Here is a 16,036-nt window from a genome sequence, read left to right as displayed (position 1 = left end):
ACAAGCATTCCTCTTTAAACGAATCGATATACTTGACTATAGCACAAAACAAAAGCGCTTTCAAGACTTCCTCCATCACTCCCTAAATACTCAGAAAAGATTCTATAATTTGTGGAAAAGTCTGAAAATCACTCCATGTTCATACAAACTATCATTTGCAATAAACAATACAAACCTCAAAAAAGACCAAAAAACACCCCTCTGAATGTTCATTCCAGAGAGATGTTCCTTTTGTCTTAGCTATTGTAAATCGATTGTCTAAAGTCATCTGAATCTTTGAGATAAGCTTTATAAATCGCTTTTTTCAGTTTTTGCACTGGTGTTTCTATAAACTCAAACTTTTTAGCCGTGGTATTTCCTGCTTTTATCTGGGCTAGTTCAGCTAAAACAGCTTCGTTCATTAGTGATTGTAGTTTTTCTTTACTTGCAATTACTTCTGATTTTCCGTTGTAATTTATCGTAATAGATTTCAGGCTATCTAATTTTGCAACACGTTCATTAATTTGATCTTTTTTGAACTCCGCATATGTTTTTCCTAGAATTTTTTCAAAAATATACTTATCAGATAATGGTTTTCCTGCCGCTTCAGCTTGGTTTTTATATTGATTTGACACATAAGGAACAAATCCTTCATAGTAGCCCAAAGTAGCCATCAATTCAAAGGCTTGTTTTCTAAAGGTGATGTCCCCACTCATACCAGAGTCATTTTGACTAACACCATAAATGGTATCAAACATATCAACAGTATAGTAACCATTTGCTGCAATCTTACCTTTATCCAAAAAACCAGCAATGATATAACGATTGACCAGGATATGATTGTCAATCAAACTATCAATATCTGTCAATTTTTTGGCATCTTCTAAGGTCAGAGCTTGAATCTCCTCACTCTTATGAGTTGGTTTAACTGCTGTATTACGGTAATCTACCCAAGTTCTAGAACCTGTTGAAGGAATCGGCATTATTTTTTTGAAATAACTCATCTTGTCTTCTGCAGATAAGCCTTTACTTGCCTCAGCTTCTAGGTAATCTAGAGTATAAAGGACATCAAAACTTCCCTTCATGTAAGATTGCAAATCTTCTGCTGTTTTAAATCGATCAGGTGTTCTATTGTAAAATCCATTCTTATCACTCTCATCATATACAAAGTTGAGATTGAAATAAGTATCCTTTTCTGGATTATAGGAGTTTTCAAAAATACCACGCGCATAAAACTCTGCCGCTGTACCATCTCGACGACCGTGATTATTAAACAAGACCGTTCTATCTAGTAAGTGCGTCATTTCATGAGAATAAGTCGCTGAACCTCTATCATCCAGAACCCTATCTATAAAGTAACGGACACCTAATCCATTGGCCTCAGCTCCCACCTTACTTACTGGAGAATAGTAATTCATAGGAGTCATAAATTGGTCGACTCCCTTATCAGCTCCATTACCAGCAGCTGATGACCAAGTGCTATCAATCTGGGCATTCGGATTGCTTGTATATTTCTTCATCGTATCAATAATCAAGCGATTTGTCAGCAACTTATCACGATTTTCTGGTTTTGTTATACGATAAAGAGTATCAACATAGTTGGCTTGTTGTACAGCCGCCTTTTCAATTAAAGACTTGACTCTAGCAAGCTCAGCCTGGTACTTAGTTGGATTAGACTGGGAAAGAGAAGTATCTATATAGGAACCAATATTACCATAGGTAATCGTCGCCATATTGCTAATCACGTAAACATTTGGTTCTTTCACATTCAAAAGTCCCAAAATAGCAGCCATATTGGCCTCTTGTTTACGAGGATCCTTTTCCCCAGCTGTCAACTTGCTATACAACCCGACATGCGCTGAAAGATTTTCCTTAGATGATTTTTCAACAATCATAGCTTGGCTAGATTTTTTAAGCCAAGTATCCGCATCATCTGACGTAAAGAGTTGGCGATTGCTGTCTAAAAATTCCTTCAAACTAGCCTTACCTGTAATAGTAGATAAATACTTTGTAAATGTTTGAGGACTATTGGTCAATTTCATCTCTTCATAAGACATGGATCCTAATTTTTTCAAACTATCCAAGGCGGTCATTGTCTTATTGCCAAATGAGCTTGGATTAAAGGCCAGAATATCACGAATATTCGTGTCCCCAAATTGAATATTATAAAAACGATTGATATAAGACAGTCCCAACAAAATCTGCTCTTTGTATTGCTCAAGCTCTTGTTTGACCTTGCTGCGATTTTTAGGGGTATCTCCTATAATTCCCAATGTATGCGAGGCTATCTTTTTGAAACTTGACTCAGCTTGCGTCTTCGTCTGATCAAAGCTTTCTTGAATTGACAGTTTTTGAAGATACTCTGTGCGCAACATATCTTTGACTTCTTGGTCAGTGATATTTGGGTGTGTTTTTCTGAGCGCAATTCTCTTTGTTATAATATCTCGAGGATCATAGGTAGGCTCTAACTGTGCTTTTAGTTTACTGTCATGTAAGAAATCTACTGATCTCACGCTTGTGGTCAGAGCAGACACATCCACAGCATCTTCTCTCTCACTATTAGCCGGAAGTAAGTGTGGTTTATCCTCCTGACTACCAACTAAAACAACTCTCGGTTTCATTAGTTTTGTTATTTGACTCGTTTCTTGAGAATTAACCAATTCACCAGTTTGTTCATTGATAGCGTATGTTCTGGTAAGTGTATTCTCACCAACTTCTCCTTCAGAGGCTACCTTTTCTATATTTTTAGCAAGTGACAAATCCTCTCTTCGCTCCTCAGTAACAGCAATCGGTTGTATTACTTTTTCCACATTACCAACTTGAATCACTTTATCGACTGCTGAATTTACTTGTCTAGTAGTATCAGATACCGTCACCTGACCTGTTGCCTTGTCTAGTTGATAAGTCGTCCTAGTTTCCACCGAACCATCATGCCCTGCAACCGCTACTTCCTGTCGTCTGAACTCCAAAGCAGGATTCACTTGGTAAATCGTTTTATGAGATAGGACAGTAGTTTCAACACTCGGTTTAGTTCCAACTTCTACAACTTGATCAACTTTGTTAGCTACTATTTTGACAGTTTTATTCTCAGAAATATTTCCACTTGCTTGATCTTTAGTATAGGTAGTAGTAACTTGTTCTTGTCCCTCAACACCCGGAATTTTTACTCTTGTAACGCCGTGGTCTAGTTTCTCATTCTTTTCATAAACGGTTTCATAAGGAACAGCTTTGGTCTCCACTTTGGTCTGAGGAAGTTGAGTGTCTTCTTTGTACTCTGGGAGAGCCTCCTGTATCTCAGGCTCACCGGAAACGCCACCTTCATAAGACGGAAGAGATGGCTCTACCGAAGGATCGCCGGAAACACCACCCTCATAAGAAGGAAGGGACGGTTCCACCAAGGATTCACCAGAAACACCGCCCTCATAAGACGGAAGAGATGGCTCTACCGAAGGCTCACCGGAAACACCGCCTTCATAAGACGGAAGCGCTGGTTCTACCAAGGATTCGCCAGAAACACCACCTTCATAAGATGGAAGGGACGGTTCCACCAAGGATTCGCCAGAAACACCACCTTCATAAGATGGAAGGGACGGCTCCACCAAGGATTCACCGGAAACACTGCTTTCATAAGAGGGAAGGGGTGGTTCCACCAAGGACTCACCGGAAACACCGCCCTCATAAGACGGAAGGGGTGGTTCTACTAAGGACTCACCGGAAACACCGCCCTCATAAGACGGAAGAGGTGGTTCTACTAAGGACTCACCGGAAACACCGCCCTCATAAGACGGAAGAGGTGGTTGGACTTCCGGGGCTAGGCTTATACCATTTTCTTGAGGTTCCTTCTCTTTTGTCCCGACCAAAATCACCTGAGCAACTGGTTCACGAAGCACTTCTCTCCCTACTTCATTTCGCGTAACAATACCATCGACAACCCTTACTTCTGTTAAGATTCGTTCTTGTCCCTTTGCACCTTCTATAGAAATTCTTTTTTCTCCCTTAGCCAGAGTTGGGTCAGACTGAAATTGAGTTTCAAACTCTATCTCCCCTATCCTAACTTCCAGTTCTGGCTTGTCTTCAGTAACAGTTTTCATTCCTTCATCTGGTACCTTTTTAGACTCAATACTCATACTTTTTTCAGGAGTTGGATTTAAAACAGGCTCAACAGAGTAAGATGGTTGAGGATATTGCACAAGATCTTTAGTCGAGCTAAAATGAGATGTAGTCTGTGGTACAATCCTCTTAGACTGAAATTCTGAACTTTCCTCCTTTTGAGATAATGCTGGCGACTCTACCTTATCAACAGAAAGTTCCTTACTAGCACTATCTCTTACCAAATAATATCCCGTAAATTTATATCCTTGGACTGTTTCAGGACTTGGTAAAAACTGACCTTCTACTCTCTTAACAAGGGCTGGTTGCAATTCTACCAGATTTTCTAAAGCAGAGATGGATACTCCCAAACCACCAACAGCAAAGACGCTCACAAGGAAGTAAGACGCTCCCTTTTTTCTCTTGATTAAAGTGAAGGAAAGCAATAATAATCCTGCTCCCAAGATAAACATCTCATCATTAGAAAACAGACCTGTTTCTGGTAATCTTGTAGCCAATTTTCGATAGACAAAATAGTATTCTTTTCCCTCTTTTACCTCAATCTTATTTTCTTCAAACCATTGCAACTCAGATTTCAACTTTTCAGGTAAATCCTGCTCATCCAAGTAATGACTTGAAATTAGTGTTGAAGTCGTTTCTGTAGCCTGTACGGGTTGAGCCCCCATACCAGCAAAAAATAAACTCGTTCCTAGCAAGACCGAACAAGCTCCTATTGTATATTTTCTCAAAGAAAAACGCTGCTTTCTCTCAAATTGAAATTCTTTCATCCCATATCCTATCATTCATTATTACTGTATATTTAGTATATCAGAAATAGTTTGTATTCACAAATCTTTCTAGTTATTCCCTTATCACTCCAAATTAAGGGGGACAACATACAATAATTTTTATTTAAATGTATATCAATGTTCTTTGCTTTTCTTAACAAATGCAATGCAAAAAGAGCCTGTTGCCAAGCTCTTTAGTCTATTATTTCTTCTCAGCGCGAAGGGCTGACAAGATTTGAGTACGGATATCATCCACACCATTTGGAGTATTTGGTAAAAAGATTGTTTGATTTCCTTTAGAGGCAAAGGTATTCAAGGTATCCAAATACTGGTTGGTCAAGAGGATGGACATGATTTGTTCTTCTGTCATGCCAACATTGGCTTCCTTGAGTTCTGTGATAGACTCTGCCAATCCATCCACAATCGCCTTACGTTGTTGGGCAATCCCCACACCATGAAGGCGGTCTTTTTCTGCTTCTGCTTCAGCTGCAGTGACGATTTTAATCTTGTCTGCTTCCGCCAATTCTTGCGCTGCGACCCGCTTGCGTTGCGCCGCATTGATTTCATTCATGGATTGCTTAACTTCTGCATCTGGTTCGACCTTGGTAATCAAGGTTTTCACGATAATATAACCGTAAGTAGTCATTTCTTCTGCTACTTGGTGTTGGACTTCAAGGGCAATCTCATCTTTTTTCTCAAACAATTCATCCAAGGTTAATTTTGGAACAGAAGAACGAAGGGCATCTTCGATATAAGATTTAATTTGAGATTCTGGACGCATGAGTTTATAGTAAGCATCTGTCACGCTCTGCTCATTGACACGGTACTGAGTCGCTACATTCATCATAACGAACACATTGTCCTTGGTCTTGGTCTCAACCACAATATCGCTTTGCAACAAGCGCAACTGAATCCGAGCTGCGATCGAGTCAATCCCAAAAGGCAAGCGAATATGAATACCGCTATTGGCAACCTTTTGATATTTCCCAAAGCGCTCAATAATCGCCACCGACTGCTGACGAACCACATAAACTGTACTCAGTGTGACTATCACCAATAGGAGCACACAAACCACCACAAAAATCATCAAAAATGTTGCCATTATCGTGACCTCCATTATTATTTTTCCTGTATTATAGCACATTTAAAGAAGGCTGTGCAATTTTTACTGCGATTTTTCCTGAAATGTCAATAATTAGAGGTGAAACTACATTTCAAGTTAGTAATCGCTTTTTTCATTACATTAACTTCTATAGAATCTACATCAATGGTCAGGGAATAACTTGCCTTAACTTTTCTCTCGTGCTATACTATTTATTGAAATGAATAAATAGGAGATATTTCATGAAAACAGCAAAAACTACTGTTACAATCCTTTCTGCACTTGCTTCTGTCGTCTTATTGGCTAGTTGTGCAACAAAGTCTACAGAAACACAGACAAGCAATAATAGCTCATCTGATAATCAGATTACATTGACATATGACCAACTACGGTCAAGAGAAAACACTATGTCAACTCTTTGGTATCAAAAATCAGCTGAAACTAAAGCTTTATACATACAGGGTTATAACGTTGCAACAAATCACCTAAAGGAATTACTCAAAACAGAATCAGACAAACCTTACTCTATCGTTTTAGACTTGGATGAAACTGTCCTAGATAATAGCCCTTATCAAGTACAAAATGTCAAAGACGGTACAGCATTTACACCCGAAAATTGGGATGTTTGGGTTCAAAAAGCTGCAGCAAAAGCCGTCCCAGGCGCCAAGGATTTTCTTCAATTTGCTGATCAAAACGGTGTCCAAATCTACTATATTTCTGACCGCTCAGCTAATCAAGTAGATGCTACCATTAAAAATCTTGAAAGTGAAGGAATTCCTGTTCAAGGACGTGATCATCTCATGTTCTTAGAAAGTGGTGTAAAATCCAAAGAAGGTCGTCGCCAAAAAGTTCAAGAAAAAACAAATCTTATCTTATTATTTGGTGATAACCTCGTAGACTTTGCAGATTTTTCTAAGACTTCTGAATCTGACCGTGATAAACAACTTGAAGAATTGCAAAAAGAATTCGGTGAAAAATTCATCATCTTCCCAAATCCAATGTACGGATCATGGGAATCAGCTGTATACGCTGGTAATAAACTAGATGCTAAAGGTCAAGTAGAAGAACGCCAAAAAGCTTTGCAAGGTTTTGATAAATAAAACAAATAAACTGATTCTATATAAAATTAAGCTAACTTACAATCTTCAAAAAGTGGATAGGAAGGAATTCTGATAATCAGAAAACTTTCCTATCCACTTTTATAATTGATATAACATCAAAATTTTATACATCTGATACTATACGTTTTCTGATTTTAAAGTTTTAAAGACTTTTTGCCTATTCCCTACATTTCAAGAATTAAACAAGGTTGATGATCTAAATTTAGTGTGGTATACTATTTTTGTCATCGGTTACCGATTACGTTCCTTACGGTTCGTGAGAGGAGGTGAAACTAATGAACCTTGCCCCAGAGCTCGTTCTTACTATTGTAGCGGACGTTATAGCAGGAATTATTTTGTATTTCGTCTGCAAATGGCTAGATGGTAAGAAGTAGACCGACTGACTAGCCTGTAAACACCCGTTAAATCGCTAAGATACGTCAAAAAAGCCCTTAACTACTGGCATAGTTAAGGGCTTTGGTGTTCTAATGAACCTTACCCGATAAAATTATTCTAACATACAGGTCCAGATATTTCAAGAGTTTTATTTATTGTTTAAAGTTCCTTAGGTATCTGAAAGGTCTATAATATAGTTAGCTATCTATTACCCAAAAACCGACCAGCTCTTAAGAACTAGTCGATTTCTCATCAATGCGCCAACATTTCTTGGGCGATTTCTTGTCCAGATAAGTTATCTGGATAGTAGGTTGGCCAGTTGTCCATTTCTTCAAAGAGGGCTTCTTGGCTTGTGCCTCCAAAGAAGATATGGAAATGTTCTGCCTTAACTGGGGCGATATTGTGGTCACTAAACTGAACATACTTGAATTGTCCAGCGTCAGCATCTGTGGCTTCAAAGAGGAAGCGCACGCCACGATTGCCTTTCTTATAAGTCAAGATTTTCTTTCCGACATACTTGTAGGTGAATTTCTTACTTTGTCCACCTTGAACAAATTCCATAGTGTTATCAGTAATGTTGATCTTAGTGACATCTGTCTGATAGCCTTTTGTATAGTAAGCCTTGTATTCAGCCTGAGTCATCTTACCAGTCAACTTAGCCTTGTAGTCAAAGACTTGATCAAACGTGCCATCTTCAAGGAAAGGATAAACTGATTGCCAGTTACCTGCATAGTCACTCAAAGTGCGGTCCTTGACGTCTGCATCCTCGAAGTAACCATTTTGAACTGTCTTAGTATCCTCTGCCTTTTCAGGTTCGATAGCTGGGCCTTCTTGGTCCGTTGTTTGTTTCAAAGCTTTGAGGTTTTTCTCCATGATAGAGATATAATTTTCTCCCGCCTTGGTATCCTCTTCTGTTAGACTTTCTAAAGGATTGAGGACATCTGTTTTGACACCTGCCTCTTTTGAAAGTGTATTAGCAAGGGCTTGTGAAGCATTTTCTTCAAAGTAGATATAGGCAATTTTATTTTTCTTGACGTACTCTGTCAATTCTGCCAGACGAGCAGCTGATGGCTCGGCATCTGGAGAGAGACCTGAGATAGCGACTTGTTTGAGTCCATAGTCCAAGGCAAGATAGTTAAAGGCTGCGTGTTGAGTCACAAAACTCTTTTGTTTGGCTTGAGACAAGCCTTCTGCATAAGCCTTATCCAAGGCTTGCAATTTTTCGATATAGGCAGATGCGTTCTTTTCAAAGGTCTCTTTTTTATCAGGATAATCTGCTGACAAGCTGTCACGGATGTGCTCTACTAGTTTAATGGCACGGACTGGTGATAACCAAACATGGGGGTCAAACTCATGGTGATGGCCTTCTTCTCCATGGTCATGGTCTCCCTCTTCTTCCTCACCACCTGGCAAGAGCAACATATCGCCTGTCGCCTTGATGGTTTTCACTTTTTTCTTATCCAAGGTATCTAGCAATTTAGGAACCCATGTTTCCATGTTTTCATTTTCATAAACGAAGGTATCTGCGTCTTGGATTTTAGCAACTGCCTTGGCAGACGGTTCATATTCATGAGGCTCTGTACCAGCACCGATGAGGAGTTCTACATTAGCAGTATCTCCTGCGACTTGCTTGGTAAATTCATAGACAGGGTAAAAGGTTGTCACAATATTTAGTTTGCCATCTGCCTGCTTTTGATTGGAACAAGCCACTAAAAACAAGGCACATAGACTAGCGAACAATAAGCTAATTTTTTTCACGTTAGTCTCCTATTTGATAAAACGTCTTACTAAACTAATGAGTAAAAAGACAGTTACAAAAATAATGGTAATACTTGCACTTGCAGGCGTTTCTGCATAGTAGGAAATGTAAAGTCCTGCCACCATTCCCAAAAATCCAATGGCACTGGCAAGTAGCATAACCGATTTAAAGTTTTTCCCCAGACGCAGGGCAATACTAGCTGGCAAGACCATAATGGTCGATACCAGAAGAGCTCCTGCAGCAGGAATCATAAGGGCAATGGCCACCCCCGTCACCATGTTAAAAAGAATGGACATGGTACGAACTGGCAAGCCATCCACAAAGGCCGTATCCTCATCAAAGGTCAAAATGTACATCGGACGAAGGAAGAGGAAGGTCAAAATCAAAACAACCGCCGCAATGACAAAAAGGGAAATAACCTGCTCTTCGCTGATAGTCACGATGGAACCAAAAAGATACTGGTCCAAACTCATTGAGCTAGAGCTTTTACCCTTGCTCATGACAATCAGAGAAACAGCCAGTCCTGTTGACATGAGGATAGCTGTCCCGATTTCCATAAAGCTCTTGTAAACCGTACGGAGATACTCCAGAAAGACCGCCGCAATCAAGACAATAGCAATAGTTGAAATAGTCGGAGAAATCCCCAGAACCAGACCAAAAGCTACACCCGACAGCGAGACGTGGCTAAGAGTATCACTCATCAAACTCTGACGACGCAAGATAAGAAAGGTTCCTAATACTGGCGAGAAAAGACTCATGGCAATAACGGCCAGAAAGGCACGTTGCATAAAGTCATAAGATAATAAACTAAGCATGGCCCACCTCCTGATCATTCTCATGAACGTTGAAACAACGCCATGGCGAATCTTGGTTACGAACTAGATGAATATTGCGGTCCGCATAGTCCTTAACCTCCTCAGGGTCATGGGTAATCATCAAAACAGCCTTGCCATGATGATGGGCGCTGTGGTGCATGAGTTCGTAAAATTCATTTTTACTTCCTGCATCCATTCCCGTTGTCGGCTCATCTAGGATAAATACATCTGGGTCAGAGGCAAACATACGCGCAATCACCGCTCGCTGCTTTTGTCCCCCAGAGAGAGAACCCAAACGTTTGTCTCTGTGTTCCCACATACCAACTGAGTCCAAACTAGCCTTGATATGCTCCTCATCATGAGCATTCAAACGACGGAACCAACCTTTTCGCGGATAGCGACCCGACTTGACAAACTCATAAACCGTACTTGGAAAACCCGCATTAAAACTGGCAATCTGTTGAGGAAGATAGGCTATTCTCAATTTCTTACCCTGCGTATTTGTCTTTGAAATAGTCACCTTTCCAATGCGTGGCTGAAGAATTCCAAGACTGGCCTTGATGAGTGTCGTCTTAGCCGCTCCATTTTCCCCCGTCAAGGTCACAAATTCCCCACTATCAACACTATAATTGATATGTTCAAGAACAGGTTCCTTATCATAATAGAAGGACAAATCCTCTACCGTAATATATCTCATTATTTGATTTCTCCTACTAAAGCAGTCAAAAACCGCTGGATCACTTTTTGTTCATTTGGAGTAAACTGAGTCGCCACTTGTTCATAGGTTAAAAGCGTATGCTCATGGTGATGGTGGTGCTCCTCAGCAATTGGACGAGCCAAGTCAGTCAACTGATAAAAAATCACACGCGCATCCTTCGAATCTTTAAATGTTTCCAACATCCCTTCCTTGACCAAAGACTTAATGGCCTTGGTAACTGCCGCCTGACTGACATTGAGACGACGAGCCAACTCTGAATTTGTTAAAGATTCCTCTGACAAAAGCATGAGGATATGCTCCTGAGTATTGGTCAGGGCCACCTCGCTAGTGCAATGACCTATTAGGATTTCATGCTGATTTTCAGACTTCAAGATAACCTCATTCAAAAAGGCATCGATATCCTTCGCTAGCTGTCTCATATCTGACTCCTTTCCTTTTAGACTTCTCTTTTTAAGAGAAAAATACCATTCTTTGGAATTTTGTTTACCAGTTAATTATATCACAAGCAAAAAAAGAGTCAAGAAAAAACGTGAAAACCAGTTTCATTCTTGAACTCTTCTATATTATGATCTATTGAAATTCTTTGACATCTCCATCATAAGTCGCCCAATCTTTGCTGAAAAAGCGCTCATTCAGATGGTAAGTCGGAGCTGGTGTGGGATTGGATAGGAAAGGATCAACTGCCTTGTCAAAAGCCAACCACCCCAACCAACCAAGGTGAATGGTGTCCTTCATAAAGAAAGGCTCCCCGCCGTCCTTAGAAAAATCTGCTATATTGGTAAACCCTTGACTTTCTAACTGGTAGCGAATCTTCTGCACCGTTTGTTGGTACATATCCTCTCGTAAACCAGCGTAGTCCATCCATTTTTTATTAACAGGTGGAATGATAAAAATCGGGTTTACCTTAGATTTAGAAAACTGTGTTAAAACCAACTGCAAGTCATTATACTCTGGCGACTTGAGATAGGTAAAGCTTTTCTGAGAGTCCTTTAATTTCTTCAAATCCTTCTTGATCTGCGTATTATAGAAATAATTTTCCATTCCCAGATCATTATTGGAAGTATTCTTTTCAGCATCTGCTTTAACAATATCTTCTATGACTTGATAAGAAAACTGGTCTGGCAAGGTCTTTAAATACTTAACTACATGCTTATCATAATTGACATAGCCTCTAACTGAAAACTGACCAAAAAAGGAAGCTTGGCGTTCATTAAACCGAGCCAATAATTCAATCATTTCATTGTCTGCTGTCGACAATTCTTCTTTGCTTGCCAACTTCTGAACCAAATCCTTCATAGCTACGTTAGGAAACTGCTGTAGTAAGCGAGTCGCTGCATATTGACTAGCCTGATCTCCAGATTGATGTTCCAGAAAACTGGTCAACTGGTCTCCATTAAAATACTGCTGAAAGGCTGCTGGCTCATAGCCATTTTTACTGAACCACTGAGGTGAGATAACATACACAACTTGTTTATTCTCCAGCTGTGGCAACATCTGTTGCATTCCAAAATACTGGTTAAGCGATGCAGCTCCCCTCTGTCCTAAAAGATAAGGACGGTAGGAGCGATTGTATTTCTCAGCTAATACCGCAGGATGAGCACCATCAAAACGAAGCCATTCACTAGAGCCAAAGAAGGGAACAAAACGCATATTTGGATCAGATAGAGCTCTGACCTTTTGACTTCGCTCCTTAAAACTATCGATAGTAGTAGCCACCGCTGAACGCTTTTCAGCTCCTAGATTATGACGCATCTCAGTAGGATAAAAGAAAATGAGCAGAAAAACCAACAAACCAGCTATCAAGACCGGTCCGAAGATCATCCATAAGCGTTTAAGCATTTTGTAGCTCCACAATACCAGCTATGATTTTATTAGCTGTATTCCAGTCATCACGACCAAACTCTGTTACAGGGACACGAATGTCAAAACGGTTTTCAATCTCCACAATCAATTCAACCGTTCCCATGCTATCCAAGACACCTGCATCAAAAAGATCTTCATCCATCATGTCAGAAACATCTTCCATAAACAATTCATCAATAATTTCGATAACTTCTGATTTGATATCCATATTTTATTTCCTTTTATTTTTTAAACCATAAATCATTCAAAAATCCAGAAAAGATTAAGAATGATAGCATGACGACATGGAAGGTGACAACCATGCCAAGCAACTGAATCCAGCGATTCTCAGGTAGAGTAGCATTCCCTGCTTTTTTCCGCTCCTTATTGAGCGTTTTTTTCTTGCGAATCCAAGCGTCATTGATAACCAGTCCAATCCCATGAAAGAGGCCATAGGCGATATAGTACCAGGTCACTCCATGCCAAAATCCCATAATCAGCATATTTACAATGTAGGCCACACTTGAGGTTACATTACGATTTTTAAAGACCTTCTTTCTGGTCAATACCATGACCATCCGCATAAAGACAAAGTCACGGAACCAGAAAGAAAGACTCATGTGCCAACGATTCCAAAACTCCTTTAAATCCCTTGATAAAAAGGGCTTGTTAAAGTTAATGGGACTACGGATTCCCATTAAGTTTGAGATGGCTAAGGCAAACATAGAGTAACCTGCAAAGTCAAAGAAGAGCTCCAGACCAAAGGTATACATAACCGCTAAAGCATAGAGGTTAAAGAAACCACCTGATTGCAAGGCTAAATTCTTCAGAGGAGGCAACAAGGTCTCTCCTAAAACATGAGCTAGGATAAACTTATACAAAAAGCCCCACATGATATAGCGAACAGATTCATCCAGCATATCCATCAACTCATCCCGCTCAGGAATGGTCTGATAATTTTCATTAAAACGCTTAAAGCGATCAATTGGACCACTTGAAAAAGTCGGCATGAAGAGTAGAAAGCGGAGGAATTCCCAGAGGGTAAAATCCTTAATCACTCCATCTCTCAGCTCGATGATAATCCCAACCGAACGAAAAGTCAGGTAAGAAATTCCCAAGAACCCAAGCAAAGACTGTGTTCCATTGATAGCTGGTTGCACCTTGACAAAGATAATCGGAAGGAGGGACAGAAAACTAACTAGATAGAAGACCCACTTGCCATCCTTACTTTTTCGATAATGCTTGTAGAAAAGCAAGAGCAATATCTCCCAGCAAAGGTAGATACCCAAGGCAGCCAATTGATTAGTCTTCCCACCTACCAACATGGTGACGATAAAGAAGAGGCTAACCAGCACTTCATACCAGGCAAAGCGTTTCTTAAAAAAGAGGCCAATAAAGATAGGTAAGGTTGCAGCAATCACATAGACAAAATACTGAGGATTGCCGTATGGCTCTAAATGAGGAAGCTGTTGAAAGAACTCCATCATCTCTCATTCACCTCGTTAATCAATCCTTTGATGTCAATTTTCCCATTTGGAGTCAATGGCAAACTGTCTCGGTAAAGGAATTTAGACGGCATCATATAGGACATCATGATGTCTGTCAAATCTTCCTTGATGGCCTTAGTAATATCGATGTCACGCTCAAACTGCTCACGCACACCATCTTTTAAGATGACATAGGCTAGAAGATTTTGCACCTTGTGGTCTTTATTATAGCGCGGAACAGCGACAGCAGACTCAATATAGCGAGACTTGTTAAGATTTTGAGAGACATCTTCTAACTCAATGCGGTAACCGTTAAACTTAATCTGGAAGTCCATGCGTCCGCCGTAGAGAAGCAAGCCTTCATCTGTCATAGTTCCCACATCTCCTGTATGGTAGGCTGGTAGACCTTCAAACTCAAAGAAGGCTTCCCCTGTTTTTTCAGGATTGTTCATATATCCTTTTGAAACAGCTGGTCCAGAAACAATGATTTCTCCCTGTTCGCCATTTGGCAGTTTATTTCCTTCCTCGTCAATGATAAAGGTTGGAGAATCAGCCTTGGTATAGCCGATTGGTAGACGTTTGAGAGTCGCTAGCATCTCATCTGTCACGGCAACTGCTGACAGGGCCACTGTCGCTTCTGTTGGGCCGTAAGCATTGATAATACGGGCATTTGGGAAACGCTCGCGCAGTTTTTGAGCTGTTTTAACCGTCAATTCTTCGCCATCAAAGTAGAAATGCGTGATTCCAGGCATTGTCTTACTATTAAAGTCTTCAGACAACATGGCCATATCCGCAAAAGAAGGGGTTGATGTCCAGATAGCGATTGGCAATGAAAAGATGGTCGCAAAGAGTTGCTTAAAGTCCTGAGTGATGGCTGAAGGAAGAGCGAAAAGCGTACCACCCAGTGCCAAGGTCGGTGCCCAGTACATGACAGACAGATCAAAAGAATAAGGTGGCTGAGCCAGCATTTGCGGACGACTTGGCGTCGCAAATTCCTTGTCTGTAATCATCCAGTTAGTAAAGCTGAGGAGATTATCATGTGAAATCTGCACTCCCTTTGGCTTACCAGTTGTACCAGAAGTAAAGATAATGTAGTAGTTATCATCACCCTTGACTGGATGCGTGATCTCATAGCTAGTCCCTTGGGCAAAGGCTTCTTGAACCTGAGCTAGATTCATCATCGGTGTAGAAACCTGCTCTAATGGAAAATCTGAGATGGCAATAATCAAGCTTGGCTCTGCTACTTCTAAAATAGCCGAAACTCGCTCCAAGGCTGAATGACTGTCAATGGGAATGTAAGCATGTCCTGACTTAGTCAGTGCTACAAAAGTTGCCAACATTTCATATTCTTGGCCACCAAAAACGACCACAGGAGACTTCTTAGGCAAGCCTAGTTGGTCAATGGCTGCAGCCAAACTATCCGAATCAGCCTTTAAATTGCCATAAGTGTGTTCCTGCCCCAAAACATTATAGACAGGATAGCTAGGCTGGGTCTGAGCAAAATGCTCAATAGTTTCGATCATATCTACTATTGGTTTATTTGACACAATAGGAATTCTCCTTCAAGTTAAAATTCATTATAGATAAAGCTTCCTTGACCCTGACCAAGATAGCTAAAGAAGTAAAGCAGCCCTAGAAAGATAAGAAAATACAAGGCTGTTCGACCAAGAAAGAGGTACAATTCTTTTCTCTGTTTCATCAAGAAAAACCATTCATTTCTGTAATTTTTGCTAAATAAGATAGACTCTTACTATAGTATTTTTCTACCATTGTACCACTTTCTAGGGTAATTTTTCAATTATTTGCCGTAGATTTTCATTATATTTAAGCTAATTTTAAAATTATGCGGTTTTTCTATGTATATTTCAAATAGAGTGATCCTGGGCAAAAACTCAATTTCAGTAGAAAATGAAGGGAATCTTTCCATAATAAAACGCACAATATCAAGTTTTTTCAACACC

The 16,036-nt window shown here is 40.1% G+C and carries 12 protein-coding genes; 1 reads left to right on the top strand and 11 read right to left on the bottom strand.

All coding sequences use genetic code 11. The annotated features are described in order from the left end of the window. Positions 1-236: 236 nt before the first annotated feature. Positions 237-4,856: a ZmpA/ZmpB/ZmpC family metallo-endopeptidase gene (locus tag CYK16_RS08895; protein WP_101776904.1), complete on the bottom strand. Its 4,620-nt coding sequence runs from the start codon at positions 4,854-4,856 to the stop codon at positions 237-239. A gap of 202 nt (positions 4,857-5,058) precedes the next feature. After that, positions 5,059-5,943, bottom strand: coding sequence for an SPFH domain-containing protein (locus CYK16_RS08890; RefSeq protein WP_004235732.1), 885 nt, complete (start codon positions 5,941-5,943; stop codon positions 5,059-5,061). Between the two features lie 257 nt (positions 5,944-6,200). On the opposite strand from CYK16_RS08890, the gene CYK16_RS08885 reads away from it, so the two are divergent. Then, complete coding sequence (locus tag CYK16_RS08885) at positions 6,201-7,058, top strand: 5'-nucleotidase, lipoprotein e(P4) family (protein ID WP_000844829.1); 858 nt, start codon at positions 6,201-6,203, stop codon at positions 7,056-7,058. 648 nt (positions 7,059-7,706) lie between these two features. Here the strand turns inward: CYK16_RS08885 and adcA are convergent. The 9 genes from adcA to CYK16_RS08840 form a co-directional block, all read right to left on the bottom strand. Further along, on the bottom strand, positions 7,707-9,212 hold the full coding sequence (gene adcA, locus CYK16_RS08880) for a zinc ABC transporter substrate-binding lipoprotein AdcA (RefSeq protein ID WP_060805981.1): 1,506 nt from the start codon (positions 9,210-9,212) through the stop codon (positions 7,707-7,709). Positions 9,213-9,221: 9 nt separating this feature from the next. Beyond that, positions 9,222-10,028, bottom strand: a complete 807-nt coding sequence (locus CYK16_RS08875) for a metal ABC transporter permease (protein ID WP_000950030.1) — start codon at positions 10,026-10,028, stop codon at positions 9,222-9,224. Then, positions 10,021-10,725 (bottom strand): metal ABC transporter ATP-binding protein, encoded by a 705-nt coding sequence (locus tag CYK16_RS08870; RefSeq protein ID WP_001269496.1) that lies wholly within the window; start codon positions 10,723-10,725, stop codon positions 10,021-10,023. Before CYK16_RS08870 ends, CYK16_RS08875 begins: the two co-directional genes overlap by 8 nt. Further along, on the bottom strand, positions 10,725-11,165 hold the full coding sequence (gene adcR, locus CYK16_RS08865; protein ID WP_060805982.1) for a zinc-dependent transcriptional regulator AdcR: 441 nt from the start codon (positions 11,163-11,165) through the stop codon (positions 10,725-10,727). The genes CYK16_RS08870 and adcR overlap by 1 nt, the downstream gene beginning before the upstream one ends. Before the next feature lie 151 nt (positions 11,166-11,316). Then, on the bottom strand, positions 11,317-12,585 hold the full coding sequence (gene dltD, locus CYK16_RS08860) for a D-alanyl-lipoteichoic acid biosynthesis protein DltD (protein WP_060805983.1): 1,269 nt from the start codon (positions 12,583-12,585) through the stop codon (positions 11,317-11,319). Further along, the gene (dltC, locus tag CYK16_RS08855; protein ID WP_000351967.1) at positions 12,578-12,817 is read right to left on the bottom strand and encodes a D-alanine--poly(phosphoribitol) ligase subunit DltC; all 240 of its coding nucleotides are present in this window, start codon (positions 12,815-12,817) and stop codon (positions 12,578-12,580) included. The genes dltD and dltC overlap by 8 nt, the downstream gene beginning before the upstream one ends. A 13-nt stretch (positions 12,818-12,830) precedes the next feature. Then, positions 12,831-14,075, bottom strand: a complete 1,245-nt coding sequence (gene dltB, locus CYK16_RS08850; protein WP_060805984.1) for a D-alanyl-lipoteichoic acid biosynthesis protein DltB — start codon at positions 14,073-14,075, stop codon at positions 12,831-12,833. Continuing rightward, a complete protein-coding gene (gene dltA, locus CYK16_RS08845; protein ID WP_060805985.1) occupies positions 14,072-15,622 on the bottom strand; it encodes a D-alanine--poly(phosphoribitol) ligase subunit DltA in 1,551 nt (516 codons plus the stop codon). The genes dltB and dltA overlap by 4 nt, the downstream gene beginning before the upstream one ends. A gap of 20 nt (positions 15,623-15,642) precedes the next feature. Continuing rightward, a complete protein-coding gene (locus CYK16_RS08840) occupies positions 15,643-15,774 on the bottom strand; it encodes a teichoic acid D-Ala incorporation-associated protein DltX (protein WP_000813667.1) in 132 nt (43 codons plus the stop codon). Positions 15,775-16,036: the final 262 nt, after the last annotated feature.

The sequence above is a fragment of the Streptococcus oralis subsp. dentisani genome (genome assembly GCF_002860905.1).
Classification (GTDB): domain Bacteria; phylum Bacillota; class Bacilli; order Lactobacillales; family Streptococcaceae; genus Streptococcus; species Streptococcus oralis_BA.
The sequence above is the reverse complement of the archived record's forward strand: the minus strand, read 5'-3'. Positions and strand labels throughout refer to the sequence as shown.